Annotated in this window: 20 protein-coding genes; 10 read left to right on the forward strand and 10 right to left on the reverse strand. The window is 70.5% G+C overall.

Translation table 11 applies throughout. The features are described from left to right. Nucleotides 1-2,328 (forward strand): DNA topoisomerase IV subunit A, encoded by a 2,328-nt coding sequence (gene parC, locus AC07OQ_RS05785; RefSeq protein ID WP_495052138.1) that lies wholly within the window; start codon nucleotides 1-3, stop codon nucleotides 2,326-2,328. 199 nt (nucleotides 2,329-2,527) lie between these two features. Then, a complete protein-coding gene (locus AC07OQ_RS05790; protein ID WP_495052139.1) occupies nucleotides 2,528-2,992 on the forward strand; it encodes an FxDxF family PEP-CTERM protein in 465 nt (154 codons plus the stop codon). A 58-nt stretch (nucleotides 2,993-3,050) separates the two neighbouring features. Here AC07OQ_RS05790 and AC07OQ_RS05795 read toward each other — a convergent pair whose 3' ends face one another. Together AC07OQ_RS05795 and AC07OQ_RS05800 are read right to left on the reverse strand one after the other, a co-directional pair. Then, nucleotides 3,051-4,091 carry a quinone-dependent dihydroorotate dehydrogenase gene (locus AC07OQ_RS05795; RefSeq protein ID WP_495052140.1) on the reverse strand — a complete coding sequence of 347 codons (1,041 nt, stop codon included), beginning with the start codon at nucleotides 4,089-4,091 and terminating at the stop codon, nucleotides 3,051-3,053. Nucleotides 4,092-4,122: 31 nt separating this feature from the next. Continuing rightward, nucleotides 4,123-5,070 carry a LysR family transcriptional regulator gene (locus AC07OQ_RS05800; RefSeq protein ID WP_495052141.1) on the reverse strand — a complete coding sequence of 316 codons (948 nt, stop codon included), beginning with the start codon at nucleotides 5,068-5,070 and terminating at the stop codon, nucleotides 4,123-4,125. Nucleotides 5,071-5,174: 104 nt separating this feature from the next. On the opposite strand from AC07OQ_RS05800, the gene AC07OQ_RS05805 reads away from it, so the two are divergent. The 3 genes from AC07OQ_RS05805 to rpiA all read left to right on the forward strand — a co-directional run bounded on the left by AC07OQ_RS05805 (nucleotide 5,175) and on the right by rpiA (nucleotide 8,050). Beyond that, entirely contained in the window at nucleotides 5,175-6,107 is a 933-nt protein-coding gene (locus AC07OQ_RS05805) for a DMT family transporter (protein WP_495052142.1), read from the forward strand. A 26-nt stretch (nucleotides 6,108-6,133) separates the two neighbouring features. Further along, the gene (locus AC07OQ_RS05810) at nucleotides 6,134-7,258 is read left to right on the forward strand and encodes a 3-deoxy-7-phosphoheptulonate synthase (RefSeq protein WP_495052143.1); all 1,125 of its coding nucleotides are present in this window, start codon (nucleotides 6,134-6,136) and stop codon (nucleotides 7,256-7,258) included. Nucleotides 7,259-7,390: 132 nt separating this feature from the next. After that, a complete protein-coding gene (gene rpiA / locus AC07OQ_RS05815; protein WP_495052144.1) occupies nucleotides 7,391-8,050 on the forward strand; it encodes a ribose-5-phosphate isomerase RpiA in 660 nt (219 codons plus the stop codon). A gap of 192 nt (nucleotides 8,051-8,242) precedes the next feature. On the opposite strand, the gene AC07OQ_RS05820 is transcribed toward rpiA, so the two are convergent. The 5 genes from AC07OQ_RS05820 to AC07OQ_RS05840 form a co-directional block, all read right to left on the reverse strand. After that, the gene (locus AC07OQ_RS05820; RefSeq protein WP_495052145.1) at nucleotides 8,243-9,988 is read right to left on the reverse strand and encodes a methyl-accepting chemotaxis protein; all 1,746 of its coding nucleotides are present in this window, start codon (nucleotides 9,986-9,988) and stop codon (nucleotides 8,243-8,245) included. 87 nt (nucleotides 9,989-10,075) lie between these two features. Then, on the reverse strand, nucleotides 10,076-11,998 hold the full coding sequence (gene mnmC, locus AC07OQ_RS05825; protein WP_495052146.1) for a bifunctional tRNA (5-methylaminomethyl-2-thiouridine)(34)-methyltransferase MnmC2/FAD-dependent 5-carboxymethylaminomethyl-2-thiouridine(34) oxidoreductase MnmC1: 1,923 nt from the start codon (nucleotides 11,996-11,998) through the stop codon (nucleotides 10,076-10,078). Nucleotides 11,999-12,059: 61 nt separating this feature from the next. Continuing rightward, a complete protein-coding gene (locus AC07OQ_RS05830; protein WP_495052147.1) occupies nucleotides 12,060-13,313 on the reverse strand; it encodes an MgtC/SapB family protein in 1,254 nt (417 codons plus the stop codon). After that, entirely contained in the window at nucleotides 13,310-13,492 is a 183-nt protein-coding gene (locus tag AC07OQ_RS05835; RefSeq protein ID WP_495052148.1) for a hypothetical protein, read from the reverse strand. The genes AC07OQ_RS05830 and AC07OQ_RS05835 overlap by 4 nt, the downstream gene beginning before the upstream one ends. A gap of 143 nt (nucleotides 13,493-13,635) precedes the next feature. Further along, entirely contained in the window at nucleotides 13,636-15,081 is a 1,446-nt protein-coding gene (locus AC07OQ_RS05840) for a DEAD/DEAH box helicase (protein ID WP_495052149.1), read from the reverse strand. 282 nt (nucleotides 15,082-15,363) lie between these two features. On the opposite strand from AC07OQ_RS05840, the gene AC07OQ_RS05845 reads away from it, so the two are divergent. From AC07OQ_RS05845 to AC07OQ_RS05865, 5 genes are all read left to right on the forward strand, one after another. Beyond that, entirely contained in the window at nucleotides 15,364-16,074 is a 711-nt protein-coding gene (locus AC07OQ_RS05845; RefSeq protein WP_495052150.1) for a winged helix-turn-helix domain-containing protein, read from the forward strand. 110 nt (nucleotides 16,075-16,184) lie between these two features. Continuing rightward, the gene (gene ettA, locus AC07OQ_RS05850) at nucleotides 16,185-17,849 is read left to right on the forward strand and encodes an energy-dependent translational throttle protein EttA (protein ID WP_495052151.1); all 1,665 of its coding nucleotides are present in this window, start codon (nucleotides 16,185-16,187) and stop codon (nucleotides 17,847-17,849) included. A 139-nt stretch (nucleotides 17,850-17,988) separates the two neighbouring features. After that, nucleotides 17,989-18,495, forward strand: a complete 507-nt coding sequence (locus AC07OQ_RS05855) for a Spy/CpxP family protein refolding chaperone (RefSeq protein ID WP_495052152.1) — start codon at nucleotides 17,989-17,991, stop codon at nucleotides 18,493-18,495. 96 nt (nucleotides 18,496-18,591) lie between these two features. After that, entirely contained in the window at nucleotides 18,592-19,308 is a 717-nt protein-coding gene (locus AC07OQ_RS05860) for a winged helix-turn-helix domain-containing protein (RefSeq protein ID WP_495052153.1), read from the forward strand. A gap of 30 nt (nucleotides 19,309-19,338) precedes the next feature. Further along, complete coding sequence (locus AC07OQ_RS05865; RefSeq protein WP_495052154.1) at nucleotides 19,339-20,724, forward strand: sensor histidine kinase; 1,386 nt, start codon at nucleotides 19,339-19,341, stop codon at nucleotides 20,722-20,724. Here the strand turns inward: AC07OQ_RS05865 and AC07OQ_RS05870 are convergent. The 3 genes from AC07OQ_RS05870 to trpS are packed head-to-tail and all read right to left on the reverse strand — an operon-like array spanning nucleotide 20,707 to nucleotide 23,539. Continuing rightward, entirely contained in the window at nucleotides 20,707-22,092 is a 1,386-nt protein-coding gene (locus tag AC07OQ_RS05870) for an MATE family efflux transporter (protein WP_495052155.1), read from the reverse strand. The two genes, AC07OQ_RS05865 and AC07OQ_RS05870, sit on opposite strands and share 18 nt — an antisense overlap. Further along, nucleotides 22,089-22,520 carry a DUF3717 domain-containing protein gene (locus AC07OQ_RS05875; RefSeq protein WP_495052156.1) on the reverse strand — a complete coding sequence of 144 codons (432 nt, stop codon included), beginning with the start codon at nucleotides 22,518-22,520 and terminating at the stop codon, nucleotides 22,089-22,091. The genes AC07OQ_RS05870 and AC07OQ_RS05875 overlap by 4 nt, the downstream gene beginning before the upstream one ends. A gap of 5 nt (nucleotides 22,521-22,525) precedes the next feature. Next, entirely contained in the window at nucleotides 22,526-23,539 is a 1,014-nt protein-coding gene (trpS, locus tag AC07OQ_RS05880) for a tryptophan--tRNA ligase (RefSeq protein WP_495052157.1), read from the reverse strand. Nucleotides 23,540-23,569 lie beyond the last annotated feature (30 nt).

Genomic DNA, 23,569 nt, shown 5'->3' on the forward strand with positions numbered 1-23,569 from the left:
ATGAGCGATACGAACACCCTCGATCTGTTCTCCACCCCGGCCGAGGAGCCGGGCGATGCCCTGACCCTGGCGCATTACGCCCAGCAGGCCTATCTCGAATACGCGCTCTCGGTCGTCAAGGGCCGGGCCCTGCCCGATGTCTGCGACGGCCAGAAGCCGGTGCAGCGCCGCATCCTGTACTCGATGGAGCGCATGGGCCTGTCCTTCTCGGGAACCTCCGGCGCGAAGCCGGTGAAGGGCGCGCGCGTGGTCGGCGACGTGCTGGGCCGCTTTCACCCGCATGGCGACCAGTCGGTCTACGACGCGCTGGTGCGCATGGCCCAGGACTTCAGCCAGCGCTACCCGCTGATCGACGGCCAGGGCAACTTCGGCAGCCGCGACGGTGACGGCGCCGCGGCGATGCGCTACACCGAGGCGCGCCTGGCGCCGATCGCGCGCCTGCTGCTGGACGAGATCGACGAGGGCACGGTGGAGCTGGTGCCCAACTATGACGGCTCGACCCAGGAGCCGCGCCAGCTGCCGGCGCGCCTGCCCTTCGTGCTGCTGAACGGCGCCTCCGGCATTGCGGTGGGCCTGGCCACCGAGGTGCCCAGCCACAATCTGCGCGAGGTGGCGGCCGCCGCGGTGGCGCTGCTGAAGAACGAGAAGCTCGGCGACGACGAGCTCTACCAGCTGCTGCCCGGCCCCGACTTCCCCGGTGGCGGCCAGCTGATCAGCTCCAACGAGGACATCCGCGCCGCCTATGCCTCGGGCCGCGGCAGCCTGAAGCTGCGGGCGCGCTGGAAGATCGAGGATCTGGCGCGCGGCCAGTGGCAACTGGTGGTCACCGAGCTGCCGCATGGCACCAGCTCGCAGAAGGTGCTGGAAGAGATCGAGGAGTTGTCCAACCCCAAGGTCAAGACCGGCAAGAAGGCCCTGAGCCAGGACCAGTTGCAGCTCAAGGCCAGCCTCTTGGCGGTGCTGGACTGCGTGCGCGACGAGTCCAGCAAGGACGCCCCGGTGCGCCTGGTGTTCGAGCCCAAGAGCCGCACGGTGGAGCAGCAGGAGCTGATCACGACGCTCCTGGCCCATACCAGTCTGGAGACCTCGGCCTCGGTCAACCTGACCATGATCGGCGCCGACGGCCGGCCGACGCAGAAGAATCTGCGCCAGATCCTCGTCGAATGGCTGGGCTACCGGCTGGCCACGGTGCAGCGCCGCACCCAGCACCGCCTGAGCAAGGTGCAGGACCGCATCCATGTGCTGGAAGGCCGCCAGCTGGTGCTCCTGAACATCGACGAGGTGATCCGCATCATCCGCAATGCCGATGAGCCCAAGCCGGCCCTGATCGAGCGCTTCCGCCTCTCGGACCGCCAGGCCGAGGACATCCTGGAAATCCGCCTGCGCCAGCTGGCGCGGCTGGAGGCGATCAAGATCGAGCAGGAGCTGAAGTCGCTGCGCGAGGAGCAATCGAAGCTGGAGGACATCCTCGGCAACGCGGGCGTGCTCAAGCGCACCGTGGTCAAGGAGATCGAGGCCGACGCCAAGCAGTACGGCGACGAGCGCCGCACCTTGATCCAGGAAGAAAAGAAGGCCGTCGCCGAGATCAAGGTAGTGGACGAGCCGGTCACCGTGGTCGTCAGCCTGAAGGGCTGGGTGCGCGCGCTGAAGGGCCACGAGGTGGATCCGGCCGCCCTGAGCTTCAAGTCCGGCGACCAGCTCTACGGCACCTTCCCCTGCCGCAGCGTCGATCCGCTGATCGTGTTCGGCAGCAATGGCCGGGTCTACTCGGTGCCGGTCGCCCTGCTGCCGGGCGGGCGCGGTGACGGCCAGCCGATCACCACGCTGATCGAGCTGGAAAGCGGCACCCAGATCGCGCATTACTACGCCGCCAGCCCGAGCCAGCGCCTGGTGCTGGCCGGCACCGGCGGCTTCGGCCTGATCGCCCAGGTCGGCGACCTGGTCGGTCGCCAGAAGGCCGGCAAGACCTTCCTGAGCCTGGAGGGCGAGGAAAAGCCGCTGCCGCCGAGTGCCGTGCCGGATGGCCTCGGCCAGCAGCTCGCCTGCCTGTCGCTGCAGGGGCGCCTGCTGAGCTTCGCGCTCGACGAGCTGAAGCACCAGCCCAAGGGCGGCCGCGGCCTGACCCTGATGGACCTGGAACCGAAGGATGCGCTGATCAGCGTGGCGGCCTATGCCCAGGTGCTGAGGGTGCTCGGCAGCGGTCGCGGCGGCAAGGCCAAGGAGGAGTTGCTGAAGGGGTCAGGCCTTGCCGCTTATGCCGGCAAGCGGGCGCGCAAGGGCAAGGCGGTCGAGGGCATGCAGAAGCTCATGCGGGTGCTCGCCGGCTGAAAAAACGCCTCATCGGAGGGCGTGTCGGATGCAATTCGGTGCACCCTCGCATCGTTTCGGGAATGTACTTACACACGGCAACAAGAAAGGTGCTAGTTGTCCCTAAGTCAAGGGCTTGGAGCGTGAAAAACTGCTCACGCTGCGGTGCACAATGAATTCGTCAGTCCGTTTTCATCCCTTCTTTTTTGGGAGTTCTACGATGAAGTTGAAACCGCTAGTCGCCGCCTCGATGGTGGCCCTTGCTTCCCTGAGCAGCCAAGCCGCCGACATGAATTGGGGCGCTCATGACCTGCTCGAACTGGGTGGCAGCGCCGTCAGCGGCCTGTTCCTGGATACCTACAGCTTCACGCTGACGGAGACCTCCACCGTCTCCAGCGGTGTGTTGACCTTCGGTGCCATTGCTCCGGCGGCCTATGGCCTGTATCAGGCCGACGGCACCGGCCTCGCCGCATGGACCTACGGTGGCACGTCCAGCACCAACACGCTGACGCTGGACGCCGGCACCTATTACTACTCGGTGTTCGGTCTGGCGACCGGCAGCGCTGCCTATGCGATCAGCTCGGCCGCCGCCGCCGTGCCGGTGCCCGAGCCCGAAACCTATGCCATGCTGCTGGCTGGCCTGGGTGTCGTGGGCTTCGTGGCCCGTCGCCGCAAGAGCGCCTGAGCGCCTGACGGCCAACGCCTTTGGCGCAAAGCGGATCTTCGGATCCGCTTTTTTCGTTTCAGGGCCGGCTCAGCGCCCCGGCGCATTCGGCCACCAGGGCCGGGCCCTTGTAGATCAGGCCTGTGTAGATCTGCACCAGGTCCGCGCCGGCCGCCAGCTTGGCGCGCGCATCGGCACCGCTCATCACGCCGCCGACGCCGATGATGGGATAGCCCGAGCCCAGCGCGGCGCGCAGCAGGCGGATCACGCGGTTGCTGGCGTCGAACACCGGGCGGCCCGACAGTCCGCCGGCCTCGTCGGCATGCGTGAGGCCCTGCACCGCATCGCGGGCGATCGTGGTGTTGGTGGCGATCACGCCGTCGATGCCGTTCTTCTGCAGGGTCTGGGCGATCACGGCCACCTGGGCCTCGTCCAGGTCCGGCGCGATCTTGACGAACATCGGCACGGCACGGCCCGAGGCCTGCTGCAGGGCCTGCTTGCGCGCCTGCAGGTGCGAGAGCAGGGCGTCCAGCGCCTCGTCGCTCTGCAGCGCACGCAGGTTCTTGGTGTTGGGGCTGGAGATATTGACCGTGATGTAGTCGGCGTGGGGGAACACGCCCTCCAGGCCTACAGCATAGTCGTCCACCGCGTTCTCGATCGGCGTGGCGGCGTTCTTGCCGATGTTCAGACCCAGCAGACCGCCGGCGGCGCGAAAGGAATGGGCGCGCTGCACATTGGCGATGAAGCTGGCCAGCCCCTCGTTGTTGAAGCCCAGCCGGTTGATCAGGGCCTCCTTCTCCGGCAGGCGGAACATGCGCGGCTTGTCGTTGCCGGGCTGGCCCTTGGGCGTCACCGTGCCCACCTCGATGAAGCCGAAGCCCATCGCGCCCAGGCCGTCGATGCAGCGGCCGTTCTTGTCCAGGCCGGCGGCCAGGCCGATGCGGTTCGGGAATTTCAGACCGGCGACCGTCACCGGGTCGGCGATGCGGCTCTGCGCCCACAGGCATTGGGCGGGCGTGTTCTGCAGCCGGGCGATCGCGCCCAGGGTCAGTTCATGCGCATGCTCGGGGTCCAGGCCGAACAGAAAGGGACGGGTGAGGGCGTAGGGAACGAGAGACATGGGGCGGGATTGTCTCATTGGCTCCCGGCGCTCAGTCCGACTCGCGGTCCCAGGGCGGCGTGTCCCCCAGCTTCTCCAGCATGAAGTCGATCAGCGCCCGCACCTTGGGGCTGGGCTGGCGATGCGGCAGATAGACGGCATAGAGCGTGTCGGCATCGGCCGTGCCGCCGACGGGCTGCCAGTCCGGCAGCAGGGCCTGCAGGCGACCGGCGCGCAGATCCGGGCCGATCGCATAGGTCGGCAGCACGGCCAGGCCCATGCCGGCCAGCGCCGCGGTGCGCAGCGACTCGCTGCTGTTGACCGTCAACCCGCTCTCGAAGCGCAGCGCCCCGCGCACCTCGACCTCCTGCTCGCCCAGGTCGGCATGGCGGAAGCGCCAGCGGTCGGACGCTTGCAGATAGCCGAAGCGCAGGCAGCGGTGCCGGGCCAACTCGGCCACCGTGGCGGGCCGGCCCTGCTGCTCCAGATAGGCCGGCGCGGCGCACAGTAGATAGCGCATGCGCGCCAGCCGGCGCGCCACCAGGCCCGGGCTGGGCTTGCCGGTCAGGCGCAGCACCACATCGAAGCCTTCCTCGGCCAAGTCCACATAGCGGTCGTTCAGGCCCAGCACCACCTGCAGCTGCGGATGACGGGCGCAGAACTCGCTCATCAGCGCGGTGAACTGCAGATTGCCGAAGGCCGTCGAGGTGGAGAGCCGCAGCACGCCGCGCGGCTCGTCCTGGCGACCGGCCAGCTCGTCCTCCAGCGCCTGGGCCTCCTCCAGCAGGCGCAGCGCGCGCTCGTAGACGCCGCGGCCCTCGGGCGTGGGGCTGACGCTGCGCGTGGTGCGCTGCAGCAGCCGCGTGCCGAGCTGCGCCTCCAGCCGGCTCACCTGCTTGCTGACGGCCGACTTGGTGCTGCCCAGCAGGCGCGCCGCGCCGGAGAAGCCGCGCGCGTCGACGACGCGGGCAAAGGCTTGCAGGTCTTCGAGTCGGCCCATGGTTTGTTCTCTGTTTGGAAACTCTGGGAGTCTAGTTTGATGGATTGTGTCTGGATTCCGTCGTTCCTACAGTGGGATTCATCGCCTACCCGCCGGAGAACCCCATGTCGACCCATTGCCTGAAAGCCCCGCCCGCCCTGCCGGCCATCGCGCCGCGCGGCGGGCTGGCCGCCTTTGCCGCCCTGAGCCTGCCGCTGCTCTTCATCCTGCTGTGGAGCAGCGGCTATGTGGCCGGCCGGCTGGGCCTGGCACACACCGGGCCTTTCACCCTGCTGGCCCTGCGCTTCGGTCTGGCGGCCCTGGTGCTGCTGGGCGTCGCGCTGGCGAGCCGCGCGCCCTGGCCGCGCGGCATCCGCGCCTGGGGGCATCTGGTCATGGCCGGGCTGCTGATGCAGGTGCTGCATTTCTCCGGCATCTACTACGGCCTGCGCCTGGGCCTGTCGGCCGGCGTGGCCGGCCTGCTGATCGGGCTGATGCCGCTGGCCACCGCACTGGGGGCGCATCTGTGGCTGGCCGAGCGTCTGGGTCGCTGGCAGCTGCTGGGCCTGGCGGGCGGCCTGCTGGGCGTGGCCCTGGTGGTGGCCGGCAAGCCGCTGAACGGCGCCGGTGGCTGGCCGGCCTATGCGGCGGCCCTGCTGGGATTGATGGGCCTGGTGCTGGGCACGCTCTACCAGAAGCGCTTCTGCAGCGGCATGGACCTGCGCAGCGGCAGCTGCGTGCAGATGCTGGTGTCGGCCCTGGCCGCCGCCATGCTGGCGGGGCCTACCGAGCATTTCGCCATCCACTGGAGCTTCGATCTGGTGTTCGCCGCGCTCTGGCTGAGCCTGGTCAACTCGATCGGCGCCTTCAGCCTGATGTTCCTGATGATGCGGCGCGGCCAGGCCTCCCGGGTGGCGCGGCTGTTCTTCCTGATCCCGGGCGTGTCGGCGCTGATGGGCTTCGTGTTGCTGGGCGAGCGCCTGCCGCTGCCGGCGCTGGCGGGTTTTGCGGTCTCGGCCCTGGCCGTGCTGGCGGGCAGCCTGGCCAAGAACCGATAATGCCGGGCGAATCTTTGGAGCCCCGCATGAAACCTCTGGACGATCCTCAGCACGACCGCGAAGTCGGCTCCCGCGATGCCACCCGCGACACCACCCGCACCGACGACACCCGCATCGGCGCCGTGCGCCCGCTGATCTCGCCGGCCCTGCTGCTGGACGAGCTGCCGCTGCCCGACGCCTCGCTGGAGCTGGTGGAGCGCGCGCGCCAGGAGATCGGCGCGGTGCTGCATGGCCGCGACGACCGCCTGCTGGTGGTGGTCGGCCCCTGCTCGATCCACGACCATGACCAGGCGATGGACTATGCGCGCCTGCTGAAGAAGACCCGCGACGAGCTGAGCCAGGACCTGCTGATCGTGATGCGGGTCTATTTCGAGAAGCCGCGCACCACGGTCGGCTGGAAGGGCTATATCAACGACCCGCGCCTGGACGGCAGCTTCCACATGAACGAGGGCCTGCGCCTGGCGCGCCAGCTGCTGCTTGACGTGACGGCCCTGGGCCTGCCGGCCGGCACCGAGTTCCTGGACCTGCTGTCGCCGCAGTACATCTCCGACCTGATCGCCTGGGGCGCGATCGGCGCGCGCACCACCGAGAGCCAGAGCCATCGCCAGTTGGCTTCGGGCCTGTCCTGCCCGGTCGGCTTCAAGAATGGCACCGACGGCGGCATCAAGGTGGCCAGCGACGCGGTGCTGGCCGCCCAGGCCAGCCATGCCTTCATGGGCATGACCAAGATGGGCGCGGCCGCGATCTTCGAGACCCGCGGCAACCAGGACTGCCACATCATCCTGCGCGGCGGCAAGGCGCCCAACTACGACGCCGCCAGCGTGCAGGCCGCCTGCGAGGCCCTGAAGGGCTCCGGCCTGCGCGAGCAGGTGATGATCGACTTCTCGCATGCCAACAGCAGCAAGAAGTACGAGCGCCAGATCGAGGTGGGCCGCGACGTCGCCGCCCAGATGAGCGCCGGCGACCGGCGCATCACCGGCGTGATGATCGAGAGCCATCTGCAGCCCGGCCGGCAAGACCTGGCCCCGGGCCAGACCAAGTCCGACCTGAAGCCCGGCGTCTCGATCACCGACGCCTGCCTGGGCTGGGCCCAGACCGAGCCGCTGCTGCGGGAGCTGGCCGCCGCCGTCCGCGCCCGACGCAAGACCTGACCCTTCCCCTACGCGCTGCGCACGCCCCCTCAAGGGGGCGAGCCCGGCGGACCGGCGGAGCCGGATCCGCGGGCTCCGCTGGGTCGACCGGCAAGACGGCGGCGTTCAAGCTTTTTTCGGACTAGCTACACCATGACCCAAGACGAACTCAAGACCCTGGTCGGCCAGGCCGCCCTGCAATATGTCACGCCCGGCAGCATCGTCGGCGTCGGCACCGGCTCGACGGTGGACAAGTTCATCGACGCGCTGGCCGCCAGCGGCATGCCGCTCAAGGGTGCCGTGTCCAGCTCGCTGCGTTCCACCGAGCGCATGCAGGCGCTGGGCATCAGGATCCTGGAGGCGTCGGAGGTCGAGAGCCTGCCGGTCTATATCGACGGCGCCGACGAGATCGACCACCGGGGCCACATGATCAAGGGCGGCGGCGCGGCGCTGACGCGCGAGAAGATCGTGGCCGACCTGGCCGAGCGCTTCGTCTGCATTGCCGACGAGAGCAAGCTGGTCGACACGCTCGGCAAGTTCCCCCTGCCGGTCGAGGTGATCCCGATGGCCGCGGCCCAGATCGTGCGCCGCTTCGCCGCGATGGGAGCCCAGGCCGGCCTGCGTGCCGGCTGCGTCACCGACAACGGCGGCCACATCCTCGACGTGCGCGGCCTGGCGATCCAGGATCCCGCGGCCTTCGAGGCCGAGCTCAATCAATGGCCGGGCGTCGTCACCGTGGGCGTGTTTGCCCGCAACAAGGCCGCGGTCTGCCTGCTGGGCACCGCCGACGGCGTGCGCACGCTGAGCTTCTGAGCCTGGCCCGCCTGGTCAGACCGGGTCAGGCCGGTGGCGCCAGCGGGTCGCCGAGCCGCGCCGCGCAGGCCGCGTGCACGCAGCCGCGCAGCCCGCGGTGGGCCGGATCGCCGCCCTGCTGCTCCTTGCGCTGCCGGTGGCCTTAGCGGCGTTGCGGGGCCGGGCGCGCCGGCCCTGAGCCCCCGCGCCCGTTCAGAAGGTCTCCCAGTCCCCCGCTTCTGCAGCCGGAGCGGCTGCGGGGCGGGGCGACGGCAGGGCCGCTGCGGCTGCCGCGACCGGTTTTTTCGCTGCGGCGCGCGGCGCGGGCCGGGCGGCCAGCGGGCGGGCCGCGGGTTTCGAGGCCGCTGAGGTGAAGGCCGTCGTCACGGCGCCGACCGGGCCGCGCGCATCGAGACGGAACACGCCGATGGCCGTCGACAGGCGGCCCGACTGGTCCTTCAGGCTTTCGGCCGCCGAGGCCGCTTCCTCCACCAGCGCGGCGTTCTGCTGCGTCATCTGGTCGAGCTGGGTGACGGCGGCGTTGACCTGGTTGATGCCGTCGCTCTGCTCGCGCGCGGCGGCGCTGATCTCGCCGATGATGTCGGAGACGCGCTGCACGCTGGCCACGATGTCGCCCATGGTGTTGCCCGCATCCTGCACCAGCTGGGTGCCGGACTCGACCCGCTCGGTGCTGGCACCGATCAGCGCCTTGATCTCCTTGGCCGCCTCGGCCGAGCGCTGCGCCAGCGAGCGCACCTCGGAGGCGACGACCGCGAAGCCGCGGCCCTGCTCGCCGGCGCGCGCCGCCTCGACCGCGGCGTTCAGCGCCAGGATATTGGTCTGGAAGGCAATGCCGTCGATCGTGCCGATGATGTCGTTGATGCGGCGCGAGCTGGCGCTGATCTCCTCCATCGTGGCCACCACCTGGGCCACCACCTGGCCGCCGCGCTGCGCCACCTCGGCGGCCGAGCTGGCCAGCTGGTTGGCGGTCAGGGCCGAGTCGGCGGTCTGTCGCACGGTGCCGGTCAGCTGCATCATCGAGGCGGCGGCCTGCTGCAGATTGGAGGCGGTCTGCTCGGTGCGGGCCGAGAGGTCGTGGTTGCCCATCGCGATCTCGGCGCTGGCGGTGCCGATGCTGTCGGTCGAGCCGCGCACCTCGCCGATCAGCTTCAGCAGCGATTCCTGCATGGTCTTCAGCGACAGCAGCAGCCGGCCGGTCTCGTCCAGGCTGCGCGGCGTGATGCTGCGGGTCAGGTCGAAATTGGCGATGGCATCGGCCACGCCGGCGGCCTCGCGCAGCGGCAGGGTGATCGAGCGGGTCAGCCAGACGGCCAGCGCCGCGCCCACCGCCAGCGCGCACAGGGCGAATACGACCAGGCCCGTGCGGGCGGTGCTGTTGGCCTGGTCGACCCGCTTGGCGGCGGCGTCCAGCTGTTCGCGCTGCGCCTGCACGATCTGCTTGATCGCGTCCTGGAAGGCGGTGGCCGCGGGCTGGAACTGGCCGTCGAAGATCTGCCGTGCCTTGTCGGCATCGCCCGCCTTCTTGGCGGCGCTGACCGCGTCGCGCGTGCTCAGATAGCCCTTGCGCGCCTCCGACAGCTTCTCGAACAGGGCGCGTTCTTCGGAGGTGCTCATCAGGCCGTCCAGCTGCTTCTGCAGTTCGCTGGACTGCTTGGTCGATTCGGCCGCCGTCGCGGCGAAGAATTCGGCCAGGGCCGGGTCGGCGCTCACCGCGATCGCGCTGGTGCGGTTCACGCCGTTGGTAATGTTGCGGTACCAGTCGGAGGCGATGCGCTCGCTCACCAGGGAGTTCTGGTACATGTCCGTCGTCTCGGCGGCCACGCGCGATAGCGCCCAGTAGCCCAGGCCGGACCCGGCAAAGGCGATCACGAGCACGAGGCTCAGCACGGCGCCGAGGCGCTGGCCGATCGATCGGCCGGAAAAAAGTTGGCTCAGCATGATGTCTCCACAACGGCAGCGGCCCGGCGTTGGCCAGCGGGCCGTGCCGGGTTCTCTGCTCTGTATAGCGGCCGTTGCGGCGAAAAGTTAAGGGCTTTCCGCGCCGCCGCCCCGGCGCCAGCCGGCGCGGACGTGAAAACGTGCCGGATCGAGCGCATCCAGCAGGCCGGCCTCCAGCGGCCGGGGCGCGCCGGTGAGCTGGGCCGCCACCAGCTCGCCGGCCAGCGCGGCCCAGCTGATGCCGCGCGAGCCCAGGCCCATGCAGACGGCCAGGCCCGGCAGGCGCGGCAGGAAGCGCACCTGGTCGGCGCGGCCCGCATGGCCCGGCGCCGGCAGCCCGCCCAGCAGGGGCAGGCGATCGGGCGTCAGCAGACGCCAGCCGACGCGCCCGGCCAGCGCTGCCTCGGGTACCTCGAGCAGCCCCGCCAAGCTGGCCCATTGCGCCAGGTTCTGCCGCTGGTCGGCGATGCGCAGCTGCGGGTCGGCGTCGCCGTCCTGCGTCGTCGCGCCGCACCAGAGGCCGCCGCGGCCGTCCGCCAGCGCGTAGCCGGCGCCCGCCACCGGCAGGCGGGGCAGGGGGGCGGCCTCGGGCAGGTGGCTCAGCTGGCCGCGCTGCGGCATCAGCGGCAGCCCGGGCGCCAGCGTTCGCAGCAGGGCCAGGCCGGACGCGCCGCCGGCCAGCACCAGGGCGGGCGCCTCGGCCAGCGTCTGGCCGGCGGCGTTCAGCGCCCGCCACGCGCCTTGGTCATCTTGATGCAGCGCGGCGACCTCGGCGTCCGGGCACAGGCGCGCGCTGCTGGCCTTGAGCAGGGCCTGGACATAGTCGGCCGGGGGCAGGGCGCCGCCACCGGGGTAGAACCAGGCCGGCTGCGTCAGGGGCAGGCCGGACAATGCGGCGGCCTCGGCGGCGTCGAGCGCCTGCAGATAGTCGTCAGGCAGGCCCTGTTCGGCCAGCCGAGCGCGCATCCATGCCAGCTCGTGGCTGGTTTCCAGGCGCAGCAGGCCCTGCTGCAGCCAGGGCAGCGGCGGCAGCAGGGCCAGGCTGCGCTGGCAGGCCAGCGCGGCGGCCCGGTTCAGGCGCGCATGCGGACCGTCGCCGGGGTTGAAGGTGCCGTGGAACAGGCCACCCGGGTTGCCCGATGCGCCCCGGGCCGTGGCCGGCAGGGCGTCCAGCACGGTGACGGCCAGGCCCTGGCGCTGCAAGGCCCAGGCGCAGGCCGCGCCGGCCAGGCCGGCGCCGATCACGAGTGCCGTGCGGGCTCCGGCGGCCAGCGGCTCGCGCCCGGCCGGGCGCTGCGCCCGGTGGCGCGGCGCGAAGCGGGCCACCGTCATGCGGCCCTTCTTGGCAAAGCCGGGCCGCTTCTCGACCTCGAAACCGGCGCCGCGCAGATGCTCCTGCACCTGTGGCGCGGTGCTCCAGGTGGCGGCCGTGGCATCGGGCGCAGCCAGGCGGCCCAGGGATTTCAGGGCGTAGCGGTCCCAGATCTCGGGGTTCAGCGCGGGCGAGAAACCGTCGAGGTAGAAGGCATCGACCTCGGCCACCAGCTCGGCCAGCCAGTCGCGCGCATCGCCCAGGGCCAGCAGCAGGCGCACCTTGCCGCCCTCGAAGTCCAGTGCATGGAGGTTCGGCGTCAGCGGTGGCCAGGCCCGCTGCAGCCGGGCGGCGAGCTCGGGCTCGGGGCTGGCGGCATGGGCGCGCGCCAGGTCCGCGCGCGTCAGCGGGTGCTTCTCGATGCTGATGAAGACCAGGCGCTCGCAGCGTGCCGGATCGTCGCGCCAGGCGGCCCAGCTGGCCAGAAAATTGTTGCCCAGGCCGAAGCCGGTTTCCAGGATCACGAAGCGCGCACGGCCGGCCCAGCGCTCGGGCAGGCGGTTGCCGCCCAGGAAGACATGGTGTGCCTGGGCAAAGGCGCCGGCGCGGGCGTGGTAGACATCGCCATAGTCGGGCGCCCGCGGCGCGGCGGCGTCGCTGAAATCGACGCGGGCGGGGAGGATGGGCTGGGTCTTCATGCGGGGGGCGCAGTATCGCCGCATTGCTGCCCGGCGGCCGGCGACCGGATGGCCGCGCGCCTCAGGTCAGCAGCCACAGGCCGGCGCCAGCCAGGGCCAGCGAGCCGAGCAGGGCCGTGGCAACCCCGCGCGCGAAGCGCCAGCCGCCGGCGATCAGGGCGGTCAGCAAGCGGGTCAGGCTGTTGCAAGCGATCGCCAGCAGCACGCCCTGCAGCAGCACGGGAGCGGCGATCTGCCCGCTGTTGCGCAGCGCGGCCAGCGAGGCCACCGGCGCATGAGCATCGGCCAGGGCGGCCAGGGCCACGGCGCCCATCAGGCCCTGTTCCCCGAACTGCTGCTGCGCCCAGGTGGTCAGCAGGGCCACCAGGCTCAGCAGTATGCCCAGCAGCAGGGCCTCGCGCAGGCGCAGCGGCCGCTGGCCGGGAGCGGGCTCCGGCAGGGCCGCCTTGGCGCCCCGGGCCAGCAGCGTCGCGCAGGCGCCGGCCCACAAGGCGCCCAGCAGGGCCGGCAGCGCGAAGGCGCGCGCGGCCGGCGGGTTCAGGGCCAGCAGCAGCAGCAGGGCCTGCAGCCAGGTCGCCGCGGTGGACATCACCGCGCCGGCCGCGCAGGCGCTGGCCAACCGGGGTTCGCGGCGCGCCCGCGCGCCCATGGCCGCGATGGTGGCGGTGCTGGACACCAGGCCGGAAAACAGGCCGGCCAGCGCCAGGCCCGCACGGGCCCCGACCACGCGCAGCGCCACATGACCGGCGGCCTGCATGGCCAGCAACAGCAGCACCAGGGCCATCAGCGCCTGCGGCCGCATCCCGCCCAGCCAGGGCTGGGGCTCGGCCGGCAGCAGGGGCAGCACCACCAGGGACAGCGCGCCCAGCAGCAGGCCATCGTGCAACTCCTCCTCGCGCAGCAGCCGGGTCGCGAAGCGATGCAGCCGGCTGCGCGACGCCAGCAGCACGGTCAGGACCAGGGCCGCAGGGGCGCCCAGCCGCGGCAGCTGCATGCACAGCACGCCGATCAAATAGGTCAGCAGCAGCGCCACCTCGGTGGTGAGGCCGGGATCCCGTCGCAGCGAGCGCCAATAGGCCAGGGCGGCGAGCGCGGCAATGCTGACGGCACCGACCAGCACCAGGCCGGGCACCGCCAGGCCCTGGGCCAGCGCGCCGGCCAGCGCCACCAGGGTGAAGCTGCGGATGCCGGCCGGCTCGCGCCCCGGGCCGCGGCCCTTGCGGCGCTCGCGCTCCAGGCCGATCAGCAGGCCGCCGCCCAGCGCCACCAGCAGGCCGGTCAGCAGCGTCGTGGCGTCGGGGCTCACCGCGTTCACGGTGCCACCATCTGCCGGGGCATAGGCACCATGGGCACGAAGGCGCCGTCCAGCCCGATCTCGCGGACCCCGCCCGCCAGCTTGGCGCCGCGACCATCACCGACCCGGAAGCCGGGGGAGACGATGTGGTGGCGCGCACCGATAACCGCGTCGGCCGCGCCGCGGAAGCTGTTCTTCATGGGGTGTCCCGCTGCAGCAGAAACCCACATTACAGCAAGGCGAGCGCCGCGTGGTCTTCACCCCTCCCAAGCACGCGCTGGCGCCGAGCGGCCGCAACGAAAAAGCCCAGCCGAGGCTGGGCTTGCGAGCGGTGCAACCGGGCTCAGCGCTTGGGCTGGGTCAGGCGCGGACCGTTGCCAGGGCGCGGGGCAGCGCCATCGCGGCGCGGCTGGCCGCCGCCGCCGCCCTGGGGGCGGCCCGAGGCCTGCTGCGGGCGGCCACCCTGGCCGCCACCGTTCTGGCCGGGACGTCCGCCGCCGTTCTGACCCGGGCGTCCGCCGCCCTGGCCGCCGCGACCACCGCCACCACCACCCCGGCCGCCGGCCGGGTTGGGCGCGCGGCCGCGGCTGCCATTGGTGTTCAGCACCATGCGGCCCAGCACGATGGGCTCGGGACGCTCGTTGGGGTCGGGCGTGAAGCCGGGCACGATCTCCTTGGGGATCTCGCGCTTGATCAGCTTCTCGATCTCGCGCAGGAAGCCGTTCTCGTCCACGCAGACCAGGCTCACGGCCTCGCCCTTGGCGCCGGCGCGGCCGGTGCGGCCGATGCGGTGCACATAGTCCTCGGGGACGTTGGGCAGCTCGTAGTTGACGACATGGGGCAACTGGTCGATGTCGATGCCGCGCGCCGCGATGTCGGTGGCCACCAGCACGGCCAGCTCGCCGCTCTTGAACTCGGCCAGCGCCTTGGTGCGCGCGCCCTGGCTCTTGTTGCCATGGATGGCCATGGCGCTGATGCCCTGGTCGTTCAGGAAGTCGGTCAGGCGGTTGGCGCCATGCTTCATGCGCGTGAACACCAGCACCTGATGCCAGTCGCCCTGCTTGATCAGATGGGCCAGCAGCTCCTTCTTGCGCTCGCGCCCGACCGGATGCACCTTCTGGGCGATCGCGTCATTGGTCTGGTTGCGGCGCGCCACCTCGATCAGCGCGGGCTGGTTCAAGAGGCGGTCGGCCAGGTTCTTGATGTCGTCGCTGAAGGTGGCCGAGAACAGCAGGCTCTGCTTCTTCTGCGGCAGCACGGCCAGCACCTTCTTGATGTCATGGATGAAGCCCATGTCCAGCATGCGGTCGGCCTCGTCCAGCACCAGGATCTCGACCTTGCTGAGGTCCAGGGTGCCCTGCTGGTGATGGTCCAGCAGGCGGCCCGGCGTGGCGACCAGGATGTCGACGCCGTCGCGCAGGCGGTTGACCTGGGGTTGCATGCCCACGCCGCCGAACATCACCATGCTGGAAAGCGGCAGGTATTTGCCGTAGGTCTTGACGCTTTCCTCGACCTGGGCGGCCAGCTCGCGGGTGGGGGTCAGCACCAGCGCACGCACCATGGGGCGGCCGCGGGCGTTCTTCACCGGCTGGCCGGCGGCCAGGCGATGCAGCATCGGCAGGGTGAAGCCGGCGGTCTTGCCGGTGCCGGTCTGGGCACCGGCCATCAGATCGCCGCCCTTCAGGACGGCGGGGATGGCTTGCGCTTGGATGGGGGTGGGGGAGGTGTAGCCGGCGTCGGCGATGGCCTTCAGCAGCGGTGCCGCGAGGCCCAGGGAATCGAATGTCATTGACTGCAATATGAGCACGGGGCCCTGTGAGCGTGGCCGCGTCGCATTGTGTGCGGCGCCAGTCTTCGGACCACGCAAGGAGCGTGCGTTGGCTCAAAAAAATAACGCTGCGCAAAGACTGTGATGCGCAGCGTTGGGCGGCATTGTAGCCGGCCTGGGCGCTGCGCGTCGCCCTGTGTCAAGCGCCGGTAAATAGCGGGTGTCTTGCGGCCATCTTTGCCGCAACGGACACATGGGCCCGCCCTAGGCTTGCCGCAGTTTCAATCGACCCGAACCTTGCCCATGTCCCTGCCCGATCTCGACGCGCAGCAGGCTCGCCTGCTGCTGTGCGACCCCGATGCGATCACCCGTTCGATGCTCTGCGACGCGCTTGCGCTGTGGGGCTATCAGCTGAGCGTGGCGGGTGACACCGCGGCGCTGGAGGACGCGGACAGCGGGCGCTACGAGCTGCTGCTGCTCGATCCGCAGGACGCCCAGGGGCGCGGCTGGCAGCGGCTGGGGGCGCTGCGGGCCCGCTCGCGCCTGCCGGTGCTGGCCCTGCTGAGCGACAACGCGGTGCTCGACCGGGTGCTGGCGCTGGAGTTGGGGGCCGACGCGATTTGCCCCAAGCCGCGCAACCCCCAGGACTTGCACGAGCTGCGCCTGCGCCTGCAGGGGCTGCTCCGGCGCAGCCGGGATGAGCGCCCGCTGCGGTTCGGCCGTTGGCATCTGGACATCCAGACCCGGCGCCTGTGCGGCCCCAACGGCTTCAGCACGGCACTGGCGCCGGCCGAATACCGGCTGCTGCGTGCCTTCCTGGAGCGGCCGCACAGCATCCTGTGCCGTCAGGAGTTGCTGGGCCTGGTGCGCGGGCGCGGCGAGGCCTCGCTGGCGCGCAACATCGATCTGCTGGTCTCGCGCCTGCGCCAGAAGCTGGACGACGACGCCCGCGAGCCGCGCCTGATCCGCACGGTGCGCGGCCTGGGCTATCTGTTCGATCCGCCCGAGGTCTGAACCCCGGCCGCGAGCTCTCTGCGACAATAGCGTCTGTTGTGCGGGCCAGGAGTGAGTCATTCCCGGGCCCGCGTTCGCTTTTCCGCTTCTCCGAAACCTCGCGAGCACCCATGGCCCAGTACGTCTTTTCGATGAACCGCGTCAACAAGACGGTTCCCCCCAAACGCCACATCCTCAAGGACATCTCGCTGTCCTTCTTCCCCGGCGCCAAGATCGGCGTGCTGGGCGTGAACGGCTCCGGCAAGTCGACCATCCTGAAGATCATGGCTGGTGTCGACAAGGAGTTCGAGGGCGAAGCCATCGCGATGCCCGGCATCAAGATCGGCTACCTGGAGCAGGAGCCGCGCCTGAACCCCGAGCAGACCGTGCGCGAGGCGGTGGAGGAGGGCATCGGCGGCGTGCTGGCCGCGAAGAAGCGCCTGGACGAGGTCTATGCCGCCTATGCCGAGGAAGATGCCGACTTCGATGCATTGGCCGCCGAACAGGGCGAGCTGGAGGCCGTCATCGCCGCCGCGGGCAGCGAGAACACCGATCTGCAGCTGGAGCTGGCCGCCGACGCGCTGAACCTGCCGCCCTGGGATGCGGTCATCGGCGTGCTGTCCGGCGGCGAGAAGCGCCGCGTCGCGCTGTGCCGTCTGCTGTTGAGCAAGCCGGACATGCTGCTGCTGGACGAGCCGACCAACCACCTGGACGCGGAATCGGTCGAATGGCTGGAGCAGTTCCTGCAGCGCTTCCCCGGCACCGTGGTGGCCATCACCCACGATCGCTACTTCCTGGACAACGCCGCCGAGTGGATCCTGGAACTGGACCGCGGCCACGGCATCCCCTGGAAGGGCAACTACTCCGACTGGCTGGACCAGAAGGAAAAGCGCCTGGAGACCGAGCAGAAGAGCGAAGACGCGCGCATGAAGGCGATGAAGGAGGAGCTGAAATGGGTTCGCTCCAACGCCAAGGGCCGCCAGGCCAAGAGCAAGGCGCGTCTGGCCCGCTTCGAGGAGCTCTCGGACGTCGAATACCAGCAGCGCAATGTCACCAACGAAATCTTCATTCCCGTGGCCGAACGCCTGGGCAATGAGGTGGTCGAGTTCGAGAACGTCAGCAAGAGTTTCGGCGACCGCGTGCTGATCGACAACCTGTCGTTCAAGGTGCCGGCCGGCGCCATCGTCGGCATCATCGGCCCCAACGGTGCCGGCAAGTCGACGCTGTTCCGCATGCTGCAGGGTGTGGAGCAGCCGGATTCGGGCACGGTCAAGATTGGCAAGACGGCCAAGATGGCCTTCGTCGACCAGAGTCGTCAAAGCCTGGACGCGGACAAGACCGTCTGGCAGGACGTTTCCGGCGGTCTGGACAACATCACGGTGGGCAAGTTCGTGATGCCCAGCCGCGCCTATCTGGGCCGCTTCAACTTCAAGGGCAACGATCAGCAGAAGATGGTCGGCCAGCTGTCCGGCGGTGAGCGCGGCCGCCTGCACCTGGCCAAGACCCTGGCCCAGGGCGGCAATGTGCTGATGCTGGACGAACCGTCCAACGACCTGGACGTCGAAACCCTGCGCGCGCTGGAAGAGGCGCTGCTGGAATTCGCCGGCTCGGCCATGGTGATCTCGCATGACCGCTGGTTCCTGGACCGCATCTGCACCCATATCCTGGCCTGCGAAGGCGATTCGCAGTGGTTCTTCTTCGACGGCAACTTCCACGAGTACGAGGCCGACAAGAAGAAGCGCCTGGGCGAGGAGGGCGCGCGCCCGAAGCGCATGCGCTTCAAGCCGATCAAGTGATCGAACAAGGCGGGTAAGCAAACGCAAAGGGGCCTTCGGGCCCCTTTTTTTGTCCTTTGTGGATCTTTACATTGGAGGCATGGGGCCGATACGCGGGTCGCCGACCATTGCATCACCGCAATGGCTGAAGGAGCCTCTGATGTCCAAGATGAACCTGATGCGAGTCTTGAAGGCCGGCGCCCTGGTCTCGGCGCTGAGCCTGGGCGCCATCGCCGCGCAGGCGCAAGCGTCCATGGGCCACGGCATGTCCCACCACGGCGGCCCCGGCAGCCACCGCACCGAGCATATGCTGGACCTGGTCGATGCCAGCGATGCCCAGCGCGCCCAGATCAAGCAGATCATGAAGAGCGCGGCCGACGAACTGAAGCCCCAGCGCGACTCGCTGCATCAGCTGCATCAGCAGGGCCGTACCCTGCTGGCCGCCCCCAGCATCGATGCCGCCGCGGTGGAGGCGGTGCGCCAGCAGGCCCAGGTCCTGCACGAGCAGGTCAGCAAGCGCATGAGCCAGGCCCTGATCGCCTCCGCCAATGTGCTGACGCCCGAGCAGCGCAGCAAGCTGGCCGAGCGCATGGCCGAGCGCATGGCCAAGCGCGAGGCGCGCCGGGCCGAGCATGGCAAGGACCATGGCCCGCGCCGCGGCCAGTAAGCACCGCGAGACTGGCTTATGCTTGACGCTCCCATGTCCGGGGTCCAGGCCGCGGCGCGCCGTGCCGCCGCTCAGCGCCCCATGTCCGCGTATTCCATGAGCACCCGACTGCTTCTTGTTGACGACGATGCCCGGCTCACCTCGATGCTGGGCGACTACCTCAGCGCCGCCGGCTTCGAGGTGGCGGTGGCGGGCTCGCTGGCCCAGGGGCGCCAGGCCCTGGAAGGGGCGCTGCCCGAACTGCTGGTGCTGGACCTGATGCTGCCCGACGGCGATGGGCTGGACTTCTGCCGCGCGCTGCGCGGCGATGCGCGCACGCGCCGCCTGCCGGTGCTGATGCTGTCGGCCCGCGGCGAGCCGATGGACCGCATCCTCGGCCTGGAACTGGGTGCCGACGACTACCTGCCCAAGCCCTTCGAGCCGCGCGAGCTGCAGGCCCGCATCAAGGCGTTGCTGCGCCGCGCCGAACCGGAGGGCGAGGGTGACGATGTGCTGCGCTTCGGTCGCCTGGAGATCGATCTGGCCGCACGCGTGGCGCGCCTGGACGGCAAGACCTGCGACCTGACCAGCCACCAGTTCGACCTGCTGGTGGTGCTGGCGCAAAGCCCCGGACGGGTGCTGAGCCGCGACCAGATCATGGATGCGCTGAAGGGGCATCCGCTGGACGCGTTCGACCGCTCGATCGACGTGCATGTCTCGCGCATCCGCGCCGTGATCGAGGACGACCCGAAGAACCCGCGCCGCGTGCTGACGGTGCGCGGCGTCGGCTATGTGTTCGCGCGCAAGCAGGATGCCGAGGGCGGCAACACCTGACCCCACGATGATGAAACAGAGCCGCCTGCTTTGAAGTCGCTGTACCTCCGCATCTACCTGACCCTGGTGACCCTGCTGCTGGCCTTTGCCTTCGGCTCGGCCTGGCTGTTCCAGCTCCAGATGGAGGAGGAGCGGGGCGGCTTCGAGGCGGCGGCGGTCGAGCGCCTGAGCTCGATGGCGCTGCTGATCCATGGCGCGCTGCCGCCCGCCGAGGCGCCGCGCGCGCAGCAGGCCGAGTCGCTGCGCGACTGGGGCCAGCGCCTGCGCATGGCGATCGCGCTGAACGACGCCAAGGGCGAGCGCATCGCCGCGTCGGAACAGTTCCAGCGCCGCGAGGACGAGCCGGGCATACGCCGGCTCGAGGTGCCGCTGGACGACGGCCGCAGCCTGACCCTGCTGCGCGGCATGCGCATGCCGCGCGCGGCCGGCCCCGGCGACGCGCCGGGTGCGATGCCCGGCCCGCCGGGCGCTTCACCGGGCGAGATGCGCCGGCTGGCGCGGCGCGACGATTCGCTGTGGCCGATGCTGGGGCCGCTGCGCCTGCCCAGCGGCGAGGCGCTGGCGGTGTTCCTGGTGCTGCTTTTCCTGGGCGTGGCGGCCGGCGCCTATCCGGTGGTGCGGCGCCTGACGCGGCGACTGGAGAACCTGCAGCGCGGCGTCGAGCGTTTCGGCGCGGGCAATCTGACGCAGCGGGTCAAGGACGAGGGGCGCGACGAGGTCGCCAAGGTGGCGGCCAGCTTCAACCGCGCGGCCGACCAGATCGAGACGCTGCTGCGCTCGCACCAGAGCCTGCTGGCGAATGCCAGCCATGAGCTGCGCTCGCCGCTGGCGCGGCTGAAGATGGCCTTCGCGATGCTGGACGGCGCCAGCCCGGCCCAGCGCGTGCGCCTGCAGCAGGAGATCGACACCAATATCGGCGAGCTCGACGCGCTGGTCGAGGAGGTGCTGCTGGCCAGCCGGCTGGAGGCCGGCGCCGCGGCGCACGAGCCGGAGCAGGTGGACCTGCTGGGCCTGGCGGCCGAGGAGGCCGTGCGCACCGGTGCCGAGGTCGAGCCGGAGTCGGCCGTGACCGATTTCCATGTGCTGGGCGAGGAGCGCCTGCTGCGCCGCGCGCTGCGCAATCTGCTGGAGAACGCGCGCCGCTATGGCGGCGGCGCCCAGGTGCTGCTGGAGTTGCGCCGGCGCGCCAACCGGCTGGAGCTGCGCGTCTGCGACCGCGGGCCGGGCGTGCCGGCCGAGATGCGCGAGCGCATCTTCGAGCCCTTCTTCCGCATGCCCGGCCATGCCGAGCAGGCCGGCGGCGTGGGCCTGGGCCTGTCCCTGGTCAAGCAGATCGCCGAACGCCACCGCGGCAGCGTGCGTTGCGAGGCCCGCGAGGGCGGCGGCAGCTGCTTCGTCCTAAGCCTGCCGGTCTAGCGTCGCCTCGCGCGCCTCGGCGCGGTGCACGGCGGCCAGATAGGCCGAGAGGCCGGCGGCCGCGAGCAGCAGGCCGGCGGTGGCCGCGCCCCAGAAGCCGCCGGCGCCGTGCAGCCAGGCGGGCACCCAGGGGGCGCCGCCGAAGGCGAGGAAATAGCCGCCGCCGATGCCGACGCCCCAGATGGCCAGCGCATAGATCACCATCGGCGCGGTGGCGATATGGTGGGCGCGCAGCACGAAGGCGGCCAGGGTCTGGGCCGCATCGCCCATGTGGAACAGCCAGACCCACAGCAGCAGCGGCAGGGCCGCGGCCACGATGGCGGCGTCCCGGGTGTACAGCCCGAGCACCTGCTCGCGCGCGAAGAACACGCCGGCGCCCAACAGGCAGGAGATCGCCAGCGCGATCTCCAGGCCGTGCCAGCCGATGCGGCGTGCGTCCCGGGCGTCCTGCGCGCCGACGCGCTGAGCCACCAGGGTGCCGGCGGCATTGGCCAGGGCCAGCGGCATCATGAACATCAGGGCCACCAGATTGGCCGCCAGCTGGTGGCCGGCCACGGCCGTTGGGCCGAGCCGCGCGATGAAAATGGCCATGAAGGTGAAGCCGGTGACCTCGATCAGGATCGATCCGCCCATCGGGATTCCCAGCTTCAGCTGCGCCTTGATCGCCTCCCAGCGCGGCGCATGCAGGCCGCCGCGCTGCAGGCCGAAGCGGGCATAGAAGGGATCGCGGCGCAGCAGGATCAGGCCGACCAGCAGCTGGCTCCACATCACGATCACGGTCGCCAGCGCGCAGCCCACCGCCCCCATGGCGGGCAGGGGGGCGGAGCCGCGGATGAAGAGCAGGCTCAGCGGCACCTTGATGGCGAGACCCAGCAGCTGCAAGGCCATCACAGCCTTGGGCCGCGAGACCGCGGTGTTGAAGCCGCGGTAGGCCGTGAAGATCAGCGCGGCGGGCAGGCTGAAGGCCAGGGTGCGCAGATAGGCGCGCACCTTGGCCTCGACCTCGGGCGTGGTCTGGGCGATCGCCATGAAGGGCTCGGGAAATATCAGGATCAGCTCGCCCAGCAGGGTCAGGAAGAGGGCCAGCCAGGCGGCCTGGTGCAGCTGGTCGCCCGCCTCGGCCGGCCTGCCCGCGCCGAACAGCTGGCCGGCCAGCGGCGCCACCGCCATCACGACACCCATCAGGCCGACGAACACGGTCATGTAGACGGCCGAGCCCACCGCCAGCGCGGCCAGCTCGGTGGCCGAGTAGCGCGCCACCAGCATGGTGTCCACGGTGGAATAGGCCAGCACGGCCACCTGGCCGACAAAGACCGGCCAGGCCAGCGGCGCGAGGCGGCGCAGGCTGTCGAGATGCGATGCGGTCAAGACTTCCCGTCCTTGTCGTGCTTCGGTTCCAGCGCACGCTCGGCATAGCGGTTGAAGCGCCAGGCCGTGCCCTCCATGGTGATGCGGCGCCAGGTCTGGCGCTTCTCGGCCGGGCTCAGTACGGGCCAGTTCTGCACCTCGTCGAACGTGCGGCCGCAGCCCTTGCAGAGCTCGTCGCCCTGGCTCGTCGAGCAGATCGCGATGCAGGGCGCGTCGGGCGTGCTGTCGTACCAGGCCAGCCAGGCGTTCTTGGCCTTGGCGGGCATGCCGTCCTCGTCGCATTCCTGCTCGTGGTGGTAGACCATCAGCGCATAGACCTCGGCCAGCGCGCGCACCTCGGCACAGGCGCTGATACCGTCGGGCGAGGGGCGGCGCTCGCGCCACCAGTTGATGGCGGACTCGATGTCGGTGATGTGGATGCCGGCCATGCTCATCAGTAGCTGAGCCCCATCGCGGCACGCACCTCGCGCAGGGTCTTGCGCGCCACCGCGCGGGCGCGTTCGGTGCCGACCTCGACGATCCAGTGCACCTGCTTGGGGTTGGCCAGGTACACGTCGGCGCGTTCGCGCCACTCGGCCTGCTGGCGCTGGATGCTCTTGATCAGCGGCTGCTTGCAGTCCAGGCAGCCGATGCCGGCGCTGCGGCAGCCCTGGGCGGCCCAGTCCAAGGTGGCATCCTCGCTGTAGAGCTCGTGCAGCGGCCAGACCGGGCAGCGCTGCGGCTCGCCGGGGTCGCCGCGGCGCGCGCGCTGCGGGTCGGTGGGCATGGTGCGGATCTTCTCTTCCGTCACGGCCGGCTCCGCGCGCATTGCGATCGCATTGCCGTAGCTCTTGCTCATCTTGCGACCGTCCAGTCCGGCGACGCGGGCGGTCTCGGTCAGGAGGGTCTGCGGCTCGGGCAGCAGGGTCTCGCCATGGCCGTAGAGGTGGTTGAAGCGGCGCGCCACCTCGCGGGTCACCTCCACATGGGCGGCCTGATCCTCGCCCACCGGCACGGCCGCCGCCTTGTAGATCAGGATGTCGGCCGCCTGCAGCAGCGGATAGCCCAGCATGCCGTAGGTGGCGCTGTCCGGTGCGCGGGCCGCCAGATCCTTGAAGCTGGGAATGCGCTCCAGCCAGGACAGCGGCGTGTTCATCGCCAGCAGGGTGAACAGCTCGGCATGTTCGGGCATGCGGCTCTGGATGAAGAGCGTGGCGCGCTCGGGGTCGATGCCGGCGGCCAGCCAGTCCACCACCATGTCGTAGACATGGCGCTCCAGCGTGGCGCGGTCGGGTCGCTGGGTGGTCAGGGCATGCCAGTCGGCGACGAAGAAGAAGCAGTCGTGGCTGTCCTGCAGGCGCAGCCAGTTGCTCAGCGCGCCGTGATAGTGCCCCAGGTGCAGGGCGCCGGTGGGGCGCATGCCGGAAAGCACGCGGGGGCGGGGCGGGGTGGGGGCGGGGTTTGTCATGGTGTGCGGGCCGGGTCGAAGATTGTAGGC

It is taken from the genome of Roseateles sp. GW821-FHT09B06 (assembly GCF_059418245.1).

Coding starts and splice junctions, on each gene's coding strand:
- parC (WP_495052138.1), top strand. CDS start 1: ATGAGCGATACGAACACCCTCGATCTGTTCTCCACCCCGGCCGAGGAG.
- AC07OQ_RS05790 (WP_495052139.1), top strand. CDS start 2,528: ATGAAGTTGAAACCGCTAGTCGCCGCCTCGATGGTGGCCCTTGCTTCC.
- AC07OQ_RS05795 (WP_495052140.1), bottom strand. CDS start 4,091: ATGTCTCTCGTTCCCTACGCCCTCACCCGTCCCTTTCTGTTCGGCCTG.
- AC07OQ_RS05800 (WP_495052141.1), bottom strand. CDS start 5,070: ATGGGCCGACTCGAAGACCTGCAAGCCTTTGCCCGCGTCGTCGACGCG.
- AC07OQ_RS05805 (WP_495052142.1), top strand. CDS start 5,175: ATGTCGACCCATTGCCTGAAAGCCCCGCCCGCCCTGCCGGCCATCGCG.
- AC07OQ_RS05810 (WP_495052143.1), top strand. CDS start 6,134: ATGAAACCTCTGGACGATCCTCAGCACGACCGCGAAGTCGGCTCCCGC.
- rpiA (WP_495052144.1), top strand. CDS start 7,391: ATGACCCAAGACGAACTCAAGACCCTGGTCGGCCAGGCCGCCCTGCAA.
- AC07OQ_RS05820 (WP_495052145.1), bottom strand. CDS start 9,988: ATGCTGAGCCAACTTTTTTCCGGCCGATCGATCGGCCAGCGCCTCGGC.
- mnmC (WP_495052146.1), bottom strand. CDS start 11,998: ATGAAGACCCAGCCCATCCTCCCCGCCCGCGTCGATTTCAGCGACGCC.
- AC07OQ_RS05835 (WP_495052148.1), bottom strand. CDS start 13,492: ATGAAGAACAGCTTCCGCGGCGCGGCCGACGCGGTTATCGGTGCGCGC.
- AC07OQ_RS05840 (WP_495052149.1), bottom strand. CDS start 15,081: ATGACATTCGATTCCCTGGGCCTCGCGGCACCGCTGCTGAAGGCCATC.
- AC07OQ_RS05845 (WP_495052150.1), top strand. CDS start 15,364: ATGTCCCTGCCCGATCTCGACGCGCAGCAGGCTCGCCTGCTGCTGTGC.
- ettA (WP_495052151.1), top strand. CDS start 16,185: ATGGCCCAGTACGTCTTTTCGATGAACCGCGTCAACAAGACGGTTCCC.
- AC07OQ_RS05855 (WP_495052152.1), top strand. CDS start 17,989: ATGTCCAAGATGAACCTGATGCGAGTCTTGAAGGCCGGCGCCCTGGTC.
- AC07OQ_RS05860 (WP_495052153.1), top strand. CDS start 18,592: ATGAGCACCCGACTGCTTCTTGTTGACGACGATGCCCGGCTCACCTCG.
- AC07OQ_RS05875 (WP_495052156.1), bottom strand. CDS start 22,520: ATGGCCGGCATCCACATCACCGACATCGAGTCCGCCATCAACTGGTGG.
- trpS (WP_495052157.1), bottom strand. CDS start 23,539: ATGACAAACCCCGCCCCCACCCCGCCCCGCCCCCGCGTGCTTTCCGGC.